Below are 17,253 nucleotides of genomic sequence, written 5' to 3' on the forward strand. Positions count from 1 at the left end.
GGGCCGTCGGTGACGCTCAGCCTGCCGGCGGTGATCGTGACCCGCGCGCCCTGTGCGCTCGGGGCCAGCCCGGCGGTGTCCAGCAACGCCCCGGCCGCGGTGGCCTCCCCGCCGAGCTTGGCGATGGCCTCCATCAACTCCGCCGACGGCGGGGTGGAAGGCTGGCTGGTGACCTTAATGGTGATCATGTATCGCATCGAACGTCTCCTTCGATCCTGTTTTCTTGGCGGTGTGCTGCGGGGGTCAGGTGTGCTTAGGCGTCCAGGTCACCGGGTGCGCGGTCCTCGTCGTCCGCTGGGTCATGACCGTTCTCCTCACGAGTCACGAGCCGGCTCTCGGGTGTTCCTCTCGGCCCTCTGACTACGCTTCGAACGGGGTCGCCCCGATTCGACAGCCCGCTCAAATCTTTTTCAAGATCTTTTATCGCCACTGTATCTGCCGAGGCCGCGCGACGGCGAAATGTGTGTCCGGTACTTTGGGCCGCCCCGAGCAGCGTGGACTTTCGTACCATGTTCATGTGCTCGCCCTTCTTCGCTCTGTATGGGATGAGCCCCGCCCTCCCAGCCCGCCGTCGCGGGATTGGCGGGACTGGGCACTCGTGGGAGTACTCGTGGCGGTCGCGGTGCTCGAAGGAGTCCTGCGGCCCGATCTTCCGTGGCGGGCCGTCTCGGTGACCGTCACCGTCGGGCTGGTGCCCACGCTGTTGTGGCGCCGGACCAGGCCGCTGCTGATGGTGGTGATCGTCTTCGCCACCACGAGCCTGGCCCCGCTGTTGACGGACGGCGCCCCCCTGGAGACGTACACGATGGTGTACGTGCTGGTCCTGCTGTACTCGTTGTTCCGATGGGGGTCGGGGCGCGAGGTCGCGGTCGGTTTGACCATCATGATCGCCACGGTCTCCCTCTCGCTGTTCTCCGGCCGCCTCACCCCCGGCGACGCGGTCGGCGCGTTCGCCGTCACGTTCTCGGCCGTCGCCCTGGGCGGGGCGCTCCGCTACCGGGCCGGGGCGAGAATGCGCGAACTCGACCAGATCAAGCTGCTCGAACGCGAACGGCTGGCCCGCGACCTGCACGACACCGTCGCCCATCACATCTCGGCGATGGCGATCCGAGCGCAGGCGGGCATCGCCACCTCGGCGTCGCGGCCGAACTCCGCGACCGAGGCACTGCACGTGATCGAGGCCGAGGCGGCACACGCCCTCGACGAGATGCGCGCCATGGTCCGCCTCCTGCGCCGGGACCAGCCCGCGGGGCCGGCGCCCGTCCGTCGCATCACCGACCTCGAAAAGCTCGCGAGCCCGAGCCCGAGCCGCTCCGGCCCGTCCGTCGACGTGGAGATCTCCGACGACATCGGTGACCTTCCCCTGTCCGTCGAGGCTGCGATCTACCGCATCGCCCAGGAGTCGGTCACCAACGCTCGACGGCACGCCCGTCACGCCACCCGCATCGAGGTTCGCGTCGCCGCCGACGACACGTCGGTGCGCCTGCGCGTGAGTGACGACGGCGACAGCGGCCTCGTACGCTCGGCCGGGTCACCGGGATACGGGCTCATCGGCATGATCGAACGCGCTGACCTGCTGGGCGGCACCTGTGAGGCCGGCCCCGCCCCGGATCGGGGCTGGACCGTGACCGCCGTACTGCCCCGGACCGGAGCGGTGACGTGAGCATCCGGGTGCTCGTCGCCGACGACCAGGAGATCGTCCGCACCGGGCTCACCATGATTCTCGACGCCCAGCCGGACATCGAGGTCGTCGGCGAAGCCGCCGACGGGTGGCGAGCAGTCCAGCTGGCGCGGCGCCTACACCCTGACGTGTGCCTGTTCGACATCCGCATGCCCGGCCTCGACGGCATCGAAGCCACCCGCTCCCTCGCCGGGCCAGGCGTCAAGGACCCCCTCGCCGTCGTCGTCATCACCACTTTCGACCTCGACGAGTACGTCTACGCCGCGCTGCGAGCCGGTGCCCGGGGTTTTCTGCTCAAGAACGCCGGAACCGACCTGCTCTCCCAGGCCGTCCACGCCGCCGCGGACGGCGACGCGCTCATCGCCCCGAGCGTCACCGCACGGCTGCTGGGAACCTTCGCCCGCACCATGCCCGCCACACCGCCGGTGCGCCCCATCGAGGCGCTCACGGCCCGGGAGGAACAGATCCTGGCCACCGTGGCACGTGGACGGACCAACAACGAGATCGCCGACGAGTTGCACATCTCTCTCAGCACGGTGAAGTCCCACATCGCCAGCCTGCTGGCCAAGCTGGGCGCCCGCAACCGCGTCGAGATCGCCATGTGGGCCTACGAGACCAAGCGTGTCTAGAAGTGACCACGCCACGACGGCTCCCCTCGCGGGGCGGGCCGGTTTCCGCCCACCGTCCCCGCGACGCCTGCCGCACTTCCGGCGACAGGTTCCCGGTCCTTGACGGCCCGTTTCCTTCACCGGCCCGCAGGACCGCCCACAGCGGCATCAAGGTGCTGACCGGGCGCGGGTTGGATTGGCCGGTCGTCTACGGATGACCCATTCGGCCACCGCGAGATTTATCACCCATCCGGCGCCTACGAGCAGCGCCCTGGAGAACTCGCCGGGCGCGCCGATGATCAGGAACCAGAACAGGTGGGTCAGCGCCTGCGTGCCCGCGCCCAGGCCGATCGCATAACCACGGATCATCCAGGCGCGGTGCCGGGCGATGTCTCGCCGCCGGATCGCGGCGAAGCCGAGAACGACGGCCACGACCATGGTCGAGCCGAACACGAGCCGGAAGCCGGAAAGGAGATCGCCGTCGCCCTCAGGGCGGGGATAGAACAGGGTCATCCACAACCCCGAGAGCGCCGCGACGAGTCCAGCCGGGACCAGAACCCGCCCGGCGACGCGGTGCCAGGCGGACCTCCGGCGGCGGAAGCGGGGAGCGAACTGAAAGGCCCCCAGAACGCTGTACAGGCTGACGCTGAGGATGTGCAGCACCACCGGCAGGGGCGCCGCGAAGAACCGTGCGTTCTCCGGTGTGATGTCCGCGCCGCCCGTCAGCTCGGTCAGGCGGACGGCTCCGGCGATGATCGGAACAGCACTGAGCACCACCAGCGCGGCGGGCACGAGCCAATCCGCCCTGGCAGAGGAGGCTACGGCGGAAGTCTCCGCGGTGTTCTGGTCATCCGCCGGCCGGCCGCTTCGCGTCGACTGCGGAGATGGAAGGTGTCCTGTCAGGCTCTCGTCGGTCATGACCCGATCGTGACGACCGAGACAGTGTCGGATCATCACCAGAACGGCCTGATCTGAGTCGGCCGATCATCCGCCAAACAGGCGTACTTTCGGCTGATGAGCCCTTTACGCAGGCCTTCTACGCTGATTCTCGGTGGCTCGCGACACGCCGGTCGGCGGTACCTCCGCCCCATCCGACACGGGCCACGACATCGATCATGGATCTGCGGCACGGCTGACACCCGTACCCGCGATGGATGAGGAGAATGTGATGAAGGCGTTCGTCCTACGTTCGTACGGCTCACCCGACGCACTGGATCTCACCGATATCGACAAGCCCGTGCCCGGCGACGACGAGGTGCTGGTCCGGGTGCGTGCCACCTCCGTCCAGCCCTATGACTGGCACCTCATGAGAGGGGAGCCGTACATCGCGCGCCTGATGAGCGGCGGCCCCGGACTGCGCAAGCCGAAGATCGGCATCCTGGGCGCCGACGTGGCGGGACAGGTCGAGGCGGTCGGCAAGGGCGTGACGGAGTTCCGCCCCGGCGACGAGGTGTTCGCGATGCCCAAGCAGGGCGGCTTCTCCGAGTACGTCTGCGTCCGGGAAGACGAACTGGCGCCGAAACCGAAGAACCTGTCGTACGAGCAGGCGGCGGCGATACCGATGGCGGCCAACACCGCCCTGCTGGGCCTGCGTGACGAGGGGCAGATCCAGCCAGGACAGAAGGTCCTCGTCAACGGCGCTTCGGGAGGCGTGGGGACGTTCGCCGTGCAGCTCGCCCGGGTGTTCGGCGCGGAGGTCACCGGCGTCTGCAGCACGCGCAACGTGGGCCTGGTCCGCTCGATCGGCGCAGATGAGGTCATTGACTACACCAAAGAAGACTTCACTCGGAATGGACGGCGTTACGATCTCCTGCTGGACGTCGCGGGAGGCCGCTCGCCGTCGGCATGCCGGCGGGTGTTGACCCCCAGAGGGACCCGCGTCATCGTCGGCGGGCCGGGCGGCCGATGGCTGCAACCCGTTGGCCACATGTTCTCGGCGTTCATGGCGTCGCCGTTCATGTCCCAGCGGACGACCCTGGCGGACGTGGTCCGATACACGGAGAACAAACGGAACCTGATGACACTGACCGAGTTCGTCGAGGACGGCAGAATCACCCCGGTTATCGACCGGTGCTACCCGTTCGAAGAGATCCCGGCGGCCATCAGATACCAGGAGGAGGGACACACCCCGGGGAAGGTCGTCATCACGGTTTGAGGCACCACCGGATCCGCCACGCGCACGACGCTCGACCGGGCCGATGTCCCGCCTGCGAAGACCCCTTGATCGCCCCCAGGGGTCTCCGCGTCCGGCCACTCCTCCGAAACCGCGGTAACCACAAGGTTCGTGCGCGGTGGCATCTACAGATCAGACCGTTACCGACTCTCCATCGGGATAGGTGAAGGGCGACCGGGGCGAGCAGAAGCCCCACACGATCTGCAGCGGCTCGGCGGGACGGAGAGCGTAGACGGAATGGCTCGGCTTCTCGGAAACCGAGGGCATTCGCAAGCCCGACACCGATCCACTCAAAACAACCGGGTGACCCCTGCCTTGAAGGGGCGGCCGACAGGTACGACACCCACCGGCCAGGAAACGCCGGTGCCTACCAACGTGTATCTATGTGACCCATGCGACGAGCCGCGATTTACTGCCGGATCAGCCAGGACCGTGAGGGCGCAGGGTTGGGCGTCGCCCGCCAGGAGGCCGACTGCCGAGCCCTGATCGAACGTAAAGGGTGGACTGTGGTGGACGTCTACCCCGACAACGACGTCAGCGCCTACTCGGGAGCGCCGCGTCCGGCGTGGAAGCGTCTGCTGGCCGACATCGAAGAAGGGACGGTCGATGCCATCGCCTGTTGGCACGTCGACCGGCTGACCCGCTCCCCGCGTGAGCTGGAAGACGTGATCGACCTGGCCGACCGGCGCGGCGTCGAACTGGCCACCGTCACCGGGGAAATCGATCTCGCCACCCCAACCGGACGTCTGATCGCCCGGATGCTGGGAGCCGCCGCCCGGCATGAAGCCGAGCACAAGGCCGAGCGGCAGAAGCGTCAGCGCCGCCAGAGTGCCGAGGCGGGCAAGGTCTCCGGCGGAGGGATGCGCCCATACGGCTACGCCGAGGACCGCGTCACGGTCATCGACGAGGAAGCCGAGGTGATCCGGGAGGCCGCTCGACGGCTACTCGCCGGAGAGTCGCTGTCGAGCGTGTGTCGAGACTTCCGAAAGCGTGAGATCACGACTCCTGCCGGAGGTCACTGGATCCCGACGACATTGCGTCGGTTGCTGGCGTCGGCGCGGATCAGCGGACGGCGCGAGCACACGCCCCGCAGCGCTGCCGAGACCACGCGCCCGCTGCTGGGGGAGATCGTGGCCGACGCCGTCTGGCCCGCCATCATCAGTGCCACCGACTCGGATCGGCTGCGCGCCCTGTTGAGTGATCCAGCTCGTGATTTCCGTGCCCAGGCCGCCACCGGGCGGACCTATTTGCTGTCCGGGATTCTGCGGTGCGGCCGGTGTGGCTGGCGGATGAGCGGCCGTCCCCGCTCCGGCGTGCCGCGCTACGTGTGCCCGAACGTACCGGGCACCGCGGCCTGCGGCGGCGTGGCCACCAACGCCGCCCGGACTGATGAGCATGTGCGGGACGCGGAACGGTTTGAGCCGTTGAAAACAGTGACTCGGGCAATCCCGTCAACGGGGATCAATCCTGATAGCTGAGGCCGTGACGATCGCTGACTTCGGTTAGTTACCGCTCATGGCTTGGGCGATCGCTGCCGCGGCCCTCCTTCGTCAGGCCTTGCCACCGGGCGAACTGGAGTACCGCCAACGGCTCTCGGGCTAGAGCCTATTTCAAAGGCAGGTGAGCCAGTCGTTGATGGCGGCGATATGGATGGTGGCCTGGTAACGGACGGCGAGCTTGTCGTATCTGGTGGCGAGGGCGCGGTGGCGCTTGAGCCGGTTGATGCCGCGCTCCACGGCGTTGCGATCGCGGTAGTCGATCCGGTCGAAGGCCGGAGGCCGGCCACCGCGGCTGCCGCGTCGTAGCCGCCCTTGAACCCGGTCGGCCGGTTCGGGAATCGTGGCGCGGATACCGCGCCGGCGCAGGTGAGAACGGATGGCCTGGAAGGAGTAGGCCTTGTCCGCCCGCACCCGGGCCGGGCGGGTGCGCGGCCGTCCCGGCCCTGAACGAAACACCCTGATGGCGGCCATGACCGCCTCGAACTGCGGCGCGTCACCGCGCTGGCCGGCGGTCACGACCAGCGACAGCAGTTTCTGGCCCTGCTCGCACGCCAGGTGCAGCTTGGTCGACAGGCCGCCGCGAGAGCGGCCCAAAGCGTGATCGTCGGGTTCGGCCTCCACCCCGCCGGGCGGCTCGGCCTGCCGGTTTGCTTTTGTCGATGCCCCGGCCGCGTGCTGGTGGGCTCGGCAGATCGTGGAATCGACTCCCACCTCCCAGCCGATCAGCCCTTGGGCGTCCCCGGCGGCCTGCAGGTCGTACACGATCTGCCGCCAGACACCTTCGACGTGCGGCCCGGCGAGGTGTGGGAGGTGGCGTTCCGCGCGGCCAATCCCGGCGTGTGGATGAACCACTGCCACAACCTCGCGCACGCCGACCAGGGGATGGCCCTGCATCTGCGGTACGAGGGCGTGACATCCCCCTTCCACGGCGGGCACGGCGGCTAGCACCGCGTGGAAGTTTCACGGCGGGGCGGGGCATCCCGCCACCGGGCGGAAGTGGTCTTCGCAGGAGATGAGCGGGGACGGGCCGGCACGGAAGGATCATGCCGTGGGCAACCGGTTGCCCGGATTTTGCGGCTATATAAGGATTCTTGCATGACTGATCGCGCGCCCGCCGGGCCGGTGGAGATCACGGAGCCGGAACCGGCCGACGCGGAACCCGGCGCACGTCCCGGCGAGACGACCGCCGAGACTTCCGGCGAGACGACCGGCGAGTCAACCGGTGAGGTGGCCGGGCGGCGGTGGGTGCCCAGGTTCCTGACTGACCCCGGCGACCGGCTGGCCCTGCTCCTCTGGGCGCTGTCGCACGTCGGTGTGCTGATCTACACCTACCTGGCCGGCCCTGGCCGGACCACCGACCCCTTCCTCAACCGGTTCACCCGCTGGGACGCCGAGAACTTCATCGCCATCGCCCAGTTCGGCTACGACGGCCCCCCGGGCATGCAGGACGCCGGGAAGCTGCCGGCGTTCTTCCCCGGCATGGCGATACTGATCAAGGTGATGCGGCCGGTCGTCGAGGACGGCCGGCTGGCCACGATGATCATCTCGCTGGTGGCCAGCGCGGTGCTCGCGGTGGCGCTGTCGCGGCTCGCCGAGACGTACGCGGCAGGCAGCGGCCGGTACGCGGTGGCGGCGCTGTTCCTCAGCCCGTTCGCCGTGTTCCTGTACTCCGGCTACTCGGAGGCGCTGTTCCTCGCCCTGGCCGTCTCGGCGTGGCTGCTCGCCAGGAACGGCCGCTGGGAGGACGCCGCGCTGTGCGCCACCGGAGCCGCCACGGTGCGCATCTCCGGCCTGTTCCTGGCCTTCGGGCTGCTCGTCATGTTCCTGGCGGCGGAGAACGGCCGCAAACGCCCGGGCGGGTGGCGCCTGCTGCCCTGGCTCGCGCTCCCCGGTGTGCCGCTCGTGCTGTACAGCGTCTACCAGTGGACCCGCACCGGCGACTGGCTGGCCTACAACTCGGTGCAGGACCGGTTCTGGGGCCGGCACGCCGTCTGGCCGTGGGAGGCGCTCGCCAACACCTGGAGCATGTCCGACGACGTCGCCTCGCTCACCACGTCCTACTACGAGGAGATCATCTCGGCCGCGGTGCTGCTGGTGCTGGCCGGCTGCCTCGCGGTACGGCGCAAGTGGCCGGAGTTCGCGTACATCACCCCCCAGGTGCTGTCCTTCCTCACCCTGTCGTCGTTCTACATGTCGATCGGCCGGGGGTCGCTGACCTGGTTTCCCCTGTGGATCGCCATCGGCGTCGCGGGGGTGCGAAGACCCTGGGTGTGGCTGGTGAGCATGGCCATCATGATCCCGGTCATGGCGATCAACACCGGGAACTTCACCACCGGCGCGTGGATCGGCTGACACCGCCCGCGCCCGGCATTCCGCCCGCGCCCGGCGGTCCACCGGCGGGCGTCAGGGCGGGCGCGGGGCGGCGGGTGCCGTCAGGGCCAGGAGGAGTCCTGCTCGGGGTCGCCACCGTCGGACAGCAGCCGGACGTCCGCCTCGACCATCATGGCGACGAGCTCCTCGAATTCAGACGACGCCAAGATTCAGACGTCGTTGACAGCCCGAACGACCTCCTCCACCACCAGGGGGGATTGGAGACTGAAGTGGTGCTCTCTTTACTGCCCCGAGGCTTCCGGGCCTGGGCCGGGCGACCCTGCAGTACGGGTCTCCTTGCTATCGGGTGACTCGGGCTGACCATCGGCCGAAATGCTGTGTACAGCGGTGGGATATAGCAACCCCGCCTCACATGATCACACGCCACCGAACCGTATCTGCCACGTGACCAGAGCGAAGAGCCCTCTACGTCGTGACCGGCTCCCGTTTGTAAACAGGCGCTCAGGCTTGTGGCGATGCCGTACCTAGGATGAATCCTTGTGCAACGACTCGCGCTCTTCGACCTGGACAACACTCTCATCAACGTGGACGAGGCGTTCCAGACCTGGACCGGGGAGTTCGCTGACGAGCACGGCCTTGAGCACGAGGCGGTTGACTGGCTACTTGCTCTCGACCAGACGGGTTATCCGCATCGTGAGGTCTTCTTCGCCAAGGTTCGCGACTACTTCGCTCTCACTGAGTCGGTCAAGGAGTTGTGGGGCCACTATCGCAGGCGCATGCCGTATCTGGTGCGTTGTCGACCCGAGGTGATGGACGGCCTGGCTCGACTCCGTGCGTCCGGCTGGAAAATTGCCATCGTTACCAACGGGACGGCGGACAACCAGCTCGGCAAGATTCAGCGGACGGGACTGGCCGAGGCGGTCGACGCCTACGCGCTGTCTGGGCTTGAAGGCATCCGCAAGCCCGATGTCGGCCTGTTCGAGATCGCCGTCCGGCGGTGCGGCATGACTCTTGCCGATGGGGGATGGATGGTCGGGGACCACCTAGTCGCCGACATCGATGGAGGACGAGCCGCCGGTCTCCGGACGGTCTGGATCGACCGAGGGACCTGGCCAGACCAGGAGCACCAGGCGGACCACGTTGTCACGAACGTGCTGCAGGCGATGGAGATCCTGCACGCGGTTCGGCGACCGATTCGGAAGTGGGGAAGACACAAATGTTGATCTTGCTAACGCGGTTGCTAAAAACAGGTCTGGACGGACCTGGACGACCGTGGACTGAGGGACCTCATGAAGGCCGCCCGAGCAGGCCCGAAAGACGGCTGTAGACGGTCCTGGACGATCGTGTTCTAACTCGTAATGAAGGGGTGCAGGAACGCTATGAAGCGGTGATTCCGTCCGGGACGCGGAAGATCAACAGCTCGACCACACCCAACAGCAAGACGGCTCACACCTAGAACGTAAGTGTGAGCCGTACAAGCGTGACCATAGAGGATTACTCCTCCGCGGAGACCAAGCCCGTCTGGCAGGCGGCCCACTCTGATGGGGCACCTAGCTTGACACTGGTGCCGCCGATGTCGCAGTAACCCAGCGCCAAATGGCTCTCACCGTGCACAGTGCCACCTGTGAACGGCGACTACAGGTTAACGTGCCCCCGAGCGAAACTCCGTCCAGAGATCGACGGCTTCCTCCAGGCCGAGTGCCGCCACATCCTCGCGGGCCATGCCGACTGTGTAGATCAACCGATTGGCGAGCCAGTCAGGAACCGGCTCTCGTGCAGGCACCTCGTCGATGTGAATGTGATCGGTCAGAGTTCCGAGGCGGTCGATGACCTCGCCGAGGCGGACGACATCGGGACGCGAACCGCCGGCCGCCCGGACTCGTGCCTTGGCCTCGGCGTAGACCTCCGCGTCGGCCCTTTCGCCGACCGCCCAGATCTCACAGATCTCGACCGCCTTGTCATCGGTGATCCGATAGACGACCCGCCAGGTGTTCCGGCCGACGACGAGCTTGCGGAATCCGGTGAGTTCCCCACCTAGCGGGTAACCGGCCTCAGGATTCTCCAGCAGCAGAAGGATCTTTTTCAGAACCTTGGGCACCGCGTCCGGCCCGATCCTGCGGAGATCGTCAACGGCCGGGTCGGTGAATACGACGTCGGACACCGCTACTCGTCGTCATCCGGAAGCGCGGCCAGCGACTCACGGGTATGCCCGAAGGCGGAAAGGACATCATCGATCGACGTCCGTCGCCCGCTGTCGGTCGCCGCCCGCACAAGAACCAGCGCCAGATCCCGCAGATCGGCCGCGGCCTCTTCTAGCTCGTTGAGACGCCGCATGCTCACAACCGCCGCAACCGGCTGATGCCGACGGGTCACCACCAGATCCGCCCCCTGCTCCGCATCAGCCACCAGACGGGCCACCCCTCGCTGCGCGGCCTCGGTGACCGTGAGCTCGGTCGCATCATGGAGAACAGTCATGCAAAAACTATATAGGAAACTATATAGAGAAACAATCACCGAACCGCATCGCAGGCCGTCGTAGCGAAACGGCCTGCGCCTGAAAGGTCGGCGGAGCCCACGGCAGCGCGCGAAGAGCTACTCCTCGGTCGGGACCAGGCCCGTCTGGCAGGCGCCCCACTCAGATGGGTCACCTAGCTTGACGTTGGTGCCGCCGGCACCGCAGTGGCTGTTCGGTGCCTGGTGCCATGAGGCGGCACTCCGCGGGGCCCCGGTCGCGGGTCGCGCCGGGTAGCCGACGACCTTCGCAAGTCGTGTGCCCGGTAGGTGCTTCCTTCCCTCTGGGCTGGTCACCTCTCCGCGCCCTGTGCCAGGGTGACCGGTATGTTCGCGATCACCGTACTGACAGAGGACGGTCGCCGGCACGTCCGGGCAAGCGCTGGGAGACTCGCCGAACTGGTCAACCGGCTGGGCGGTCAGGACGACAGGTTCCTGGTCGTCCAGCGGATTCCCGACCTACCCGAAGTCTTCATTCAGGTATGGCACGAGGATGGAGGCGACTATGTGCTGGAACACCGTGACGGGGCACCCGACCGACACTTCCAGACGATACTCGACAGGCCCGTGTCGGTAATCACGGCCATGACCCGCTGGGCGTGCTTGGAGGACGAATGGGGCTCCGGACTGAACTGGACCTCATTGGACCTGGGCCTCCCTGAGCCTCCACCTCCTCTCGAACTTGACGAGGACGAGCGCGAGAAGCTCGATGCGCGCATCCGTGAAGTGATCGTGGGCGGTTACGAGACGCGAGCACAACTGGCCGAGATCGCACAGGACTATCTCGTGTCAGGGAACCGCCGACCGGTCTCTCCCGAACAGGCACGCTGGCTGGTGGACCGAATGTGGCTGGAACGAGTCGAGGAGCAGGCCTCCTGGAAGGGGGAGACGGACCCGGAACGGCTCAGCCGGGCCTTCACCGCCCTGGAAGCCGCGGGCATCACGGCGAGGGAGAACTTCACCTGCTGCCGTACTTGCGGTCAGGCGGAGATCGGAGCGGCGGGCTCACCGGATGCCCGAGGTCATGTCTACTTTCACAGCCAGTGCACGGACTCGGCCGCGGCCGGACATGGGCTGGCACTCCTGTACGGCGGGTTCGACGGCTCATCAGATACAACGGCGTCCATCGGACGAGAGATCGTGGCCGCACTCAGGGAAACCGGCCTCTCGGTGGAGTGGAACGGCGATCCCCGGCAGGCCATCACTGTTGTCCCTCTCGACTGGCGCAAACGCCTCGTCGGCTGAGCAGGTACACCTGCAGTGAGGATCGTTGCCAGAAATGGCGACGATCCAAGACCACCGTGGGACGATCCTGGGCAGACTGCGTGTCAGCTCAGGTCACACCTCGCCGTTCATGAGGCTGAAGAGACAGGCCCCCTATACCACCCCGAGTCCGCACGAGAGTCTCCCCACCCCTGTGCTTACTTCTCCGAGTCCGTCAGGCCCGTCGGGCAGGACGACTCGGACGGGTCACCTAGCTTGATGTTGGTGCCAGCGGTCCCGCAGTGGCCAGCCCCGCTTCGAGATACAGCCTATGGCGGCACTTTCTCCGAGGCGGCAGCCAAAGCGTCGTCAGAAAGGTTGCATCTGATCGATCACTTTCGCCGCGATCTCCATGATCGCCTCAACCTTGGCTATGTCGGCCCGAACATCGTCGGCGTCGAATTAAGGTGACCCCAGACGCGGGTATTCTGCCTCATTCCGCCGTCGACGCATCCGGTCAAAGGGACGAAGGCTCCGGCTCAACGGTGGATCAAGCTGCGCGCTGACCGCCTCGTACACCACGATATGGCCGCCCCGGCTACTGGCTCGAAGCCCCTGATTCTCCAGCACCGCGCACAACGCCTTACGGGCCGCGTCGTAGAGCAACTGGTATGCGCCAATCGGATCCGACTCCATCGCGAGACGAGCGGTCGCCAGGTGTTTCCCGGCCTGAGCGAGCAACTCCTCGGCCTGCGGGCGGCTCGCCGCGACCTTTTCGATCTCACCGCGGCCCAGCATGCCTTCAAAAGTGGCGCGCCCTTGCTCCCATCTCACCGAACGTTCCTCTTTTCAATCTTGAGTCGTACGAGTGGCCGGGACCTGATCGTTTCCAGGAAGGGATCGCCGCCTGAAGACTCCCAGTCATCGCGGCTCAGCCGGCGCATGTTCACCTCTCTGCCGAGCTGCCGTTCCGCGGCCCTGGCGGCGTCGTAGAGATCGTCTTCATCAACAGCGCCGACAACCAGGACATCCACATCATTCGGCACCCGGCCTGGCTCTCCCGAGTAGCGCGCGGCCCAGGAACCGTAGATGTACGCCTCCTCGACGGCGGCGACGTCAGACAGGTGTTCACCGAGCACGGCCACCGGCCCGTACGTCAGAGCGAGCAACTCGGTCAGCGGTCGAGCCACGACCGTGTCGGTGTCCGCGCGAATCATCCGCATGTTGCCGAATCTTCGCTCGGCGACCAGACCCGCCGCGGCGAGACGATCGACTTCGCGCGTCACGGTCGAGGCCGAGACACCGAACCGCCTTGCCAGCTCAACCTGTGCGTACTCCTCATCGGGATGGAGAAAGAGCCAAGCCAGGAGTTCCCCCTGAAAGGGAGAGCGCAGCAAGGGAAGCAGGACAGACGGCGGCTGTTTCATGAACTGAAAGATAGCTTGCAGCTTACGCAAGTCATAGTGCCCACGTGCTGGAATCGACATTTCACCTGGTTGGATTCCCGCCTCCGGTTTCAGCCGTCGGTGTCTTTCGGGTGACGAGGTGAGGCATAGACGATCCAGACGGTGCGAGTGGCGTCGTCGATGGCGTAGCGGACGCGCCCGCCGCTGGTGACCTCGAATTCCCACTGCTCCAGGTCCTTGCCGTTATGACGATGAGTCGCGAGGTCGCCGCGTAGGCGATGTTGACGCTCGTGATCGGCCCGTGAGCGTGGATCGGCGCGCAGTGCCTCAAAGCACCGGCGCGTGTTGGCCAAGGCGTGCCGGCACAATTCCTCCCATCCCTTGACCGCATCGCTGCTACCGAACCGGATATCCCATTCGTCGTCCTGAGGCGGGACCGTGACCCGGTCACCACGCTTCGGACTCATACTGAGACCTCTACCGGCCCGAAGTCGCCGCTTGTGGCCTTGCGAGCCTGGGCGTAGCGCACGGGGTCGGCCTTGATCCGAGCGGTCGCCTGCCAGCCTGCGATGACTTCCTGGGTGGTGACATCGACATCCAACTCCGCGGCATCGGAGAGCGCCTCCACCAGTTCGAGGGTGAAGGCACGCAGTTCGGCGGAGGTGAGGTGACGCACCCAGGGGAAGACCTCGGGCATGGCGATGACCAGCGCGCGGGCGGTCGGATCGTGCTTGACGAGGGCGAGGAACAGACGGGACGCGGTAGCCAGCGTCTGCCCGCGCTGATCCTCACGGTCGGCGGCGGTCAGGTAGAAGTCCGGGGCATCGCGGTGGGTGACGCGTACCCGGCCAAGGCGCGCGGCGCGTTCGGCGACGGCTCGGGGGTTTCTCGACAGGTCCGAAAAGGTGACGGCGTCGGCGTTACCAGTACTCACCCTGCCATCATAAGTCAGAACACATTCTGATAGACGGTGAACGCAGGAGAGATTGCTCTGCCGTCGCCTATCGGCAAACCGGGCAAGCCAAACCGTCTGACGACTTACCCAGGAAAGACATGCAAACGCGGGAAGTCATCTTCGGCCGGGTCACCTGGCTTGACGTTGGCGCCTCCGATGGCGCGGTGACCTTCAGGGATCGGGCGCGGCCGCGTACGTCGGAGGGCTAGCCCTCGGAGCTCAAGACCCGCAGGTCACAGGATCGGCCGCAGGAGATGAGGCCTCACTCGCAGGGCCGGCACCAGGCCGGGGTCTCCGGGAGTACGGGGCCTGGCGCGACGGATTTCACATCCATCTGGGCGGCGCCGCAGACCCCGCGGCCGGGCCGAGCCGTCCGGCCTTCTCTCCCGCGTGAAGGTCAGGTCGAGGTGAGCGGGGCCAGTCGCCGGCTGAGCCGGAGGACGGCCTCGGCCATTCGGGAGTCGGTGACGGGGCGGAAGGGCGCGACAGGACGAGCCTCGGGTCCGATGACCAGGCCGGTCCGCCCGTCCAGTGAGGCGTCGGCCGCCGCGAGGACCGACGACCGTGCGGCCAGTGACGCAGAGCCGGACGTGGCGCGTTCGAAGGTACGCCGGACCAGCGGCCAAAGTAGCCGCAGCCCCGGCGAAACGATCTTCGGCGACCGCATGGTGCCGTCGGTCATCGCGGTGGCCGCGCCACCGGGATCGGCCGCGAAAACCGAGACGCCCGTGCCTCGCAGCCGCTCCGCCAGATCCAGCGTGTAAGCGAGGTTGGCGAGCTTCGCTCGGCCGTACCAGTGAAAGCCGTAGTAGCCGCCCGGCGGCTCGACGGCATCGAAAGAGCGTTTGGCCGCCCGGATCGCGCCCGAGGTGACATTCACGATCCGGCTCGGTCCTCCAGCCCGGAGCGGCTCCAGCAACAGTTCGGTCAGCAGGTACGGGGAAAGGTGGTTGACGGCGAACGACGCCTCGATCCCGTCCACCGTCTGCTGCCGATCCGCGAACATCGCTCCGACATTGTTGACCAGGACGTGCAGCGGGCCCTCTCCCGCGAGCCGGGCGGCCAGCTCTCGGACGGAGTCGAGCGATGCGAGGTCGGCGGCGACGAACCTCGCCCCCTGCCCCGTCGCCACCGCGTCGATTCTCTCGATCGCGCGAGCACCCCGCTCGGCGTTCCGCCCGATCACGGTCACCGCGTGACCTGTCGCCGCCAGACCCATCGCGGTCTCCAGGCCGATTCCTCCGGTCCCCGCCGTCACCACGGCCCGTTTTCCCATGGCCCCGCCCTCCACTGGTCGAACGCTACCGGATAGCCATCCGTTTTAGTACTCACACCGTAGCATAAATGGATGACTATCCGGTTAGCGGAGACGGGCATACAGCAACGAACTTCCAAGCTGCGGGTTCCAGGCTGCCGTCAGCGCGGGGGGCGCAGGCCCTCAAGGAGGACGTCGAGGTAGATCTCGGCATGCTGGGCGTCGTTGCCACCGGAGCGGACCGCGTGCTCGATGCCGCAGAGCAGACGACGGACATCGTCCGCCCCGATGCCCCGCCGGATGGCGCCCGCGCGGCGGGCACGGTCGAGCAGCTCCGCGACGGCACCGTCCAGCTCGACCTTCATCTCCGAGGTCTGCACATCGGCGTCGCTGGCGGATTCGAGCACCGCTGCGAACCCGGCGTCGTCCAGCATGCGTCCGAGAGTGAAACGCAGAAGACGATGCAAACCCGAGAGGGCGTCCTCGTCGGCCGCCGCGGCCTGCGCCTCGTCGACGAGCTGCTGGAAGCGTTCTGCCAGCAGCGCCTCCAGCAGCGCGTGCCGGTTGGGGAAATGCCGGTACACGGTCCCGACGCCCACTCCCGCGAGCCGGGCGATGGTGTTCAGCATGAGCGAGTCGTCGCCCATGGCCAACTGCTCGCGGGCGACCTTCAACACCCGTGCGCGGTTGCGTGCGGCGTCCGCGCGCAACGCCGTCCCTCGCTCAGCACTGGGTGTCACGGGCACAGCCTAACGGCTTGCCGGTCAAGGGCCGCGAGGCGTCGATTCGAGCGATGAATCCTCATCAACGCACGTCTCGATCACAAAGGCTCGGCCGATGCACCGCTCCAGTTCGGCGATGGGGAGGGCCCGGCGATATGAGAAGGCTGATCTGCGAGCCGAACTCCCGGAAACCGAGGGCTCGGGCGACACGTCGCGACGGCTGGTCGTGGAGAAGCTGCGGGGCAGGTCCGCGCCGGAGGCCCGGCTCCTCACCCCGCAGCTCACCGTCCGCGCCAGCATGTGACGCCGAGGGTCCTTAGATGCAATATCCGATCTTCATGGCGGACATCTGTATCTTGACGACCCGCTTGGACAGCCACTTGTCCTTGAAGTCGCAGAAGTAGTCCCAGCTGCCGTCGCTGTAGTCGATGTATCCGGACCAGCCGCCGGGCTCCAGTTTGTAGCCGAGCGAGTTGAGGGGGTAGTCGCCGGAGCAGTTCCTGCTCCACGTGCCGATGCTGGTGTCCGTCTTCCAGTACTTGTAAACCAGCTGGCTCGACTGGCACCCGGCCGCCGACGCCGCCGACGACGAGGTCGTGGCTATGGCCGTGGCGGGGGTGAATGCGACCGCCATTGCTATTCCGGTGACAGCCGTCGCGCTGAGCACTCTCTTGAGTCGCCGTCCGATGTTGAACATGTTGGTCCTTTCCGATCGTCGACATGGCGATTCCCTGCGGGTTTCGCGGTGCTCGCCATGGAGTAAACCGTAACGAGAGGAAAACGAAAATCACCCCGGCCGCCAAACGAGGGTCCTCCCGTGGGCCGGCGCTCTCACCGGCTGCTCAATAAGACTCTGAGCTGGGATAATGACACCAAGCAAACCTTGCAGGAAAGGATGACCGGCAGGAA

The 17,253-nt window shown here is 66.8% G+C and carries 21 protein-coding genes; 9 read left to right on the forward strand and 12 right to left on the reverse strand.

Annotation, left to right across the window (positions count from 1 at the left end; genetic code table 11):
* Window positions 1–197: YciI family protein (locus tag IG98_RS0124540; RefSeq protein WP_030916587.1), on the reverse strand; the 197-nt coding region annotated here is incomplete at its 3' end.
* A 320-nt stretch (window positions 198–517) separates the two neighbouring features.
* Between IG98_RS0124540 and IG98_RS0124545 the strand changes: the two genes are divergently transcribed.
* Window positions 518–1,663 carry a sensor histidine kinase gene (locus IG98_RS0124545; RefSeq protein WP_030916591.1) on the forward strand — a complete coding sequence of 382 codons (1,146 nt, stop codon included), beginning with the start codon at window positions 518–520 and terminating at the stop codon, window positions 1,661–1,663.
* Window positions 1,660–2,310, forward strand: coding sequence for a response regulator (locus IG98_RS0124550; protein ID WP_030916594.1), 651 nt, complete (start codon window positions 1,660–1,662; stop codon window positions 2,308–2,310). Before IG98_RS0124545 ends, IG98_RS0124550 begins: the two co-directional genes overlap by 4 nt.
* 147 nt (window positions 2,311–2,457) lie before the next feature.
* On the opposite strand, the gene IG98_RS0124555 is transcribed toward IG98_RS0124550, so the two are convergent.
* Complete coding sequence (locus IG98_RS0124555; RefSeq protein ID WP_030916597.1) at window positions 2,458–3,081, reverse strand: DUF2306 domain-containing protein; 624 nt, start codon at window positions 3,079–3,081, stop codon at window positions 2,458–2,460.
* A 376-nt stretch (window positions 3,082–3,457) separates the two neighbouring features.
* On the opposite strand from IG98_RS0124555, the gene IG98_RS0124560 reads away from it, so the two are divergent.
* Both IG98_RS0124560 and IG98_RS0124565 read left to right on the forward strand, forming a co-directional pair.
* On the forward strand, window positions 3,458–4,444 hold the full coding sequence (locus IG98_RS0124560) for an NAD(P)-dependent alcohol dehydrogenase (RefSeq protein ID WP_030916599.1): 987 nt from the start codon (window positions 3,458–3,460) through the stop codon (window positions 4,442–4,444).
* A gap of 410 nt (window positions 4,445–4,854) precedes the next feature.
* Window positions 4,855–5,940 carry a recombinase family protein gene (locus IG98_RS0124565; RefSeq protein ID WP_084195615.1) on the forward strand — a complete coding sequence of 362 codons (1,086 nt, stop codon included), beginning with the start codon at window positions 4,855–4,857 and terminating at the stop codon, window positions 5,938–5,940.
* Window positions 5,941–6,072: 132 nt separating this feature from the next.
* On the opposite strand, the gene IG98_RS0124570 is transcribed toward IG98_RS0124565, so the two are convergent.
* On the reverse strand, window positions 6,073–6,813 hold the full coding sequence (locus IG98_RS0124570) for an IS5 family transposase (protein ID WP_281178519.1): 741 nt from the start codon (window positions 6,811–6,813) through the stop codon (window positions 6,073–6,075).
* On the opposite strand from IG98_RS0124570, the gene IG98_RS51995 reads away from it, so the two are divergent.
* The 3 genes from IG98_RS51995 (at window position 6,727) to IG98_RS0124585 (ending at window position 9,515) form a co-directional block, all read left to right on the forward strand.
* Window positions 6,727–6,906 carry a multicopper oxidase domain-containing protein gene (locus IG98_RS51995; RefSeq protein ID WP_281178521.1) on the forward strand — a complete coding sequence of 60 codons (180 nt, stop codon included), beginning with the start codon at window positions 6,727–6,729 and terminating at the stop codon, window positions 6,904–6,906. The genes IG98_RS0124570 and IG98_RS51995 overlap by 87 nt on opposite strands.
* 150 nt (window positions 6,907–7,056) lie before the next feature.
* A complete protein-coding gene (locus IG98_RS0124575) occupies window positions 7,057–8,313 on the forward strand; it encodes a mannosyltransferase family protein (protein WP_157594492.1) in 1,257 nt (418 codons plus the stop codon).
* Window positions 8,314–8,831: 518 nt separating this feature from the next.
* Window positions 8,832–9,515: an HAD family hydrolase gene (locus IG98_RS0124585; protein WP_030916609.1), complete on the forward strand. Its 684-nt coding sequence runs from the start codon at window positions 8,832–8,834 to the stop codon at window positions 9,513–9,515.
* Window positions 9,516–9,934: 419 nt separating this feature from the next.
* Here the strand turns inward: IG98_RS0124585 and IG98_RS0124590 are convergent, their stop codons facing one another.
* Both IG98_RS0124590 and IG98_RS0124595 read right to left on the reverse strand, forming a co-directional pair.
* Window positions 9,935–10,453: a type II toxin-antitoxin system RelE family toxin gene (locus IG98_RS0124590; RefSeq protein WP_030916612.1), complete on the reverse strand. Its 519-nt coding sequence runs from the start codon at window positions 10,451–10,453 to the stop codon at window positions 9,935–9,937.
* Between the two features lie 2 nt (window positions 10,454–10,455).
* Complete coding sequence (locus IG98_RS0124595) at window positions 10,456–10,767, reverse strand: type II toxin-antitoxin system Phd/YefM family antitoxin (RefSeq protein WP_030916615.1); 312 nt, start codon at window positions 10,765–10,767, stop codon at window positions 10,456–10,458.
* A gap of 363 nt (window positions 10,768–11,130) precedes the next feature.
* Between IG98_RS0124595 and IG98_RS0124600 the strand changes: the two genes are divergently transcribed.
* Window positions 11,131–12,048: a DUF6891 domain-containing protein gene (locus IG98_RS0124600; RefSeq protein ID WP_030916618.1), complete on the forward strand. Its 918-nt coding sequence runs from the start codon at window positions 11,131–11,133 to the stop codon at window positions 12,046–12,048.
* A 420-nt stretch (window positions 12,049–12,468) separates the two neighbouring features.
* On the opposite strand, the gene IG98_RS45240 is transcribed toward IG98_RS0124600, so the two are convergent.
* From IG98_RS45240 to IG98_RS0124635, 6 genes are all read right to left on the reverse strand, one after another.
* The gene (locus tag IG98_RS45240) at window positions 12,469–12,840 is read right to left on the reverse strand and encodes a hypothetical protein (protein ID WP_211264094.1); all 372 of its coding nucleotides are present in this window, start codon (window positions 12,838–12,840) and stop codon (window positions 12,469–12,471) included.
* Window positions 12,837–13,433 carry an ArsR family transcriptional regulator gene (locus IG98_RS0124610; protein WP_030916621.1) on the reverse strand — a complete coding sequence of 199 codons (597 nt, stop codon included), beginning with the start codon at window positions 13,431–13,433 and terminating at the stop codon, window positions 12,837–12,839. The genes IG98_RS45240 and IG98_RS0124610 overlap by 4 nt, the downstream gene beginning before the upstream one ends.
* A gap of 89 nt (window positions 13,434–13,522) precedes the next feature.
* A complete protein-coding gene (locus tag IG98_RS0124615) occupies window positions 13,523–13,879 on the reverse strand; it encodes a hypothetical protein (RefSeq protein ID WP_030916624.1) in 357 nt (118 codons plus the stop codon).
* The gene (locus IG98_RS0124620) at window positions 13,876–14,346 is read right to left on the reverse strand and encodes a hypothetical protein (RefSeq protein WP_030916628.1); all 471 of its coding nucleotides are present in this window, start codon (window positions 14,344–14,346) and stop codon (window positions 13,876–13,878) included. Before IG98_RS0124620 ends, IG98_RS0124615 begins: the two co-directional genes overlap by 4 nt.
* A gap of 418 nt (window positions 14,347–14,764) precedes the next feature.
* Window positions 14,765–15,643, reverse strand: a complete 879-nt coding sequence (locus IG98_RS0124630; protein ID WP_030916631.1) for an SDR family NAD(P)-dependent oxidoreductase — start codon at window positions 15,641–15,643, stop codon at window positions 14,765–14,767.
* A 140-nt stretch (window positions 15,644–15,783) separates the two neighbouring features.
* A complete protein-coding gene (locus tag IG98_RS0124635; protein WP_030916634.1) occupies window positions 15,784–16,362 on the reverse strand; it encodes a TetR/AcrR family transcriptional regulator in 579 nt (192 codons plus the stop codon).
* A gap of 97 nt (window positions 16,363–16,459) precedes the next feature.
* Between IG98_RS0124635 and IG98_RS0124640 the strand changes: the two genes are divergently transcribed.
* The gene (locus IG98_RS0124640; RefSeq protein WP_030916637.1) at window positions 16,460–16,648 is read left to right on the forward strand and encodes a hypothetical protein; all 189 of its coding nucleotides are present in this window, start codon (window positions 16,460–16,462) and stop codon (window positions 16,646–16,648) included.
* Between the two features lie 12 nt (window positions 16,649–16,660).
* Here the strand turns inward: IG98_RS0124640 and IG98_RS0124645 are convergent, their stop codons facing one another.
* The gene (locus IG98_RS0124645) at window positions 16,661–16,978 is read right to left on the reverse strand and encodes a hypothetical protein (RefSeq protein ID WP_030916640.1); all 318 of its coding nucleotides are present in this window, start codon (window positions 16,976–16,978) and stop codon (window positions 16,661–16,663) included.
* Window positions 16,979–17,253 lie beyond the last annotated feature (275 nt).

The sequence above is a fragment of the Streptosporangium amethystogenes genome (assembly GCF_000721075.1).
GTDB classification, from domain to species: domain Bacteria; phylum Actinomycetota; class Actinomycetes; order Streptosporangiales; family Streptosporangiaceae; genus Streptosporangium; species Streptosporangium amethystogenes.

Excerpts from the sequence above, each read along its gene's own strand:
- IG98_RS0124560 (WP_030916599.1), top strand. The coding sequence starts at position 3,458 with ATGAAGGCGTTCGTCCTACGTTCGTACGGCTCACCCGACGCACTGGAT.
- IG98_RS0124565 (WP_084195615.1), top strand. The coding sequence starts at position 4,855 with ATGCGACGAGCCGCGATTTACTGCCGGATCAGCCAGGACCGTGAGGGC.
- IG98_RS0124575 (WP_157594492.1), top strand. The coding sequence starts at position 7,057 with ATGACTGATCGCGCGCCCGCCGGGCCGGTGGAGATCACGGAGCCGGAA.
- IG98_RS0124595 (WP_030916615.1), bottom strand. The coding sequence starts at position 10,767 with ATGACTGTTCTCCATGATGCGACCGAGCTCACGGTCACCGAGGCCGCG.
- IG98_RS0124600 (WP_030916618.1), top strand. The coding sequence starts at position 11,131 with ATGTTCGCGATCACCGTACTGACAGAGGACGGTCGCCGGCACGTCCGG.
- IG98_RS0124610 (WP_030916621.1), bottom strand. The coding sequence starts at position 13,433 with ATGAAACAGCCGCCGTCTGTCCTGCTTCCCTTGCTGCGCTCTCCCTTT.
- IG98_RS0124615 (WP_030916624.1), bottom strand. The coding sequence starts at position 13,879 with ATGAGTCCGAAGCGTGGTGACCGGGTCACGGTCCCGCCTCAGGACGAC.
- IG98_RS0124630 (WP_030916631.1), bottom strand. The coding sequence starts at position 15,643 with ATGGGAAAACGGGCCGTGGTGACGGCGGGGACCGGAGGAATCGGCCTG.
- IG98_RS0124640 (WP_030916637.1), top strand. The coding sequence starts at position 16,460 with ATGCACCGCTCCAGTTCGGCGATGGGGAGGGCCCGGCGATATGAGAAG.
- IG98_RS0124645 (WP_030916640.1), bottom strand. The coding sequence starts at position 16,978 with ATGGCGGTCGCATTCACCCCCGCCACGGCCATAGCCACGACCTCGTCG.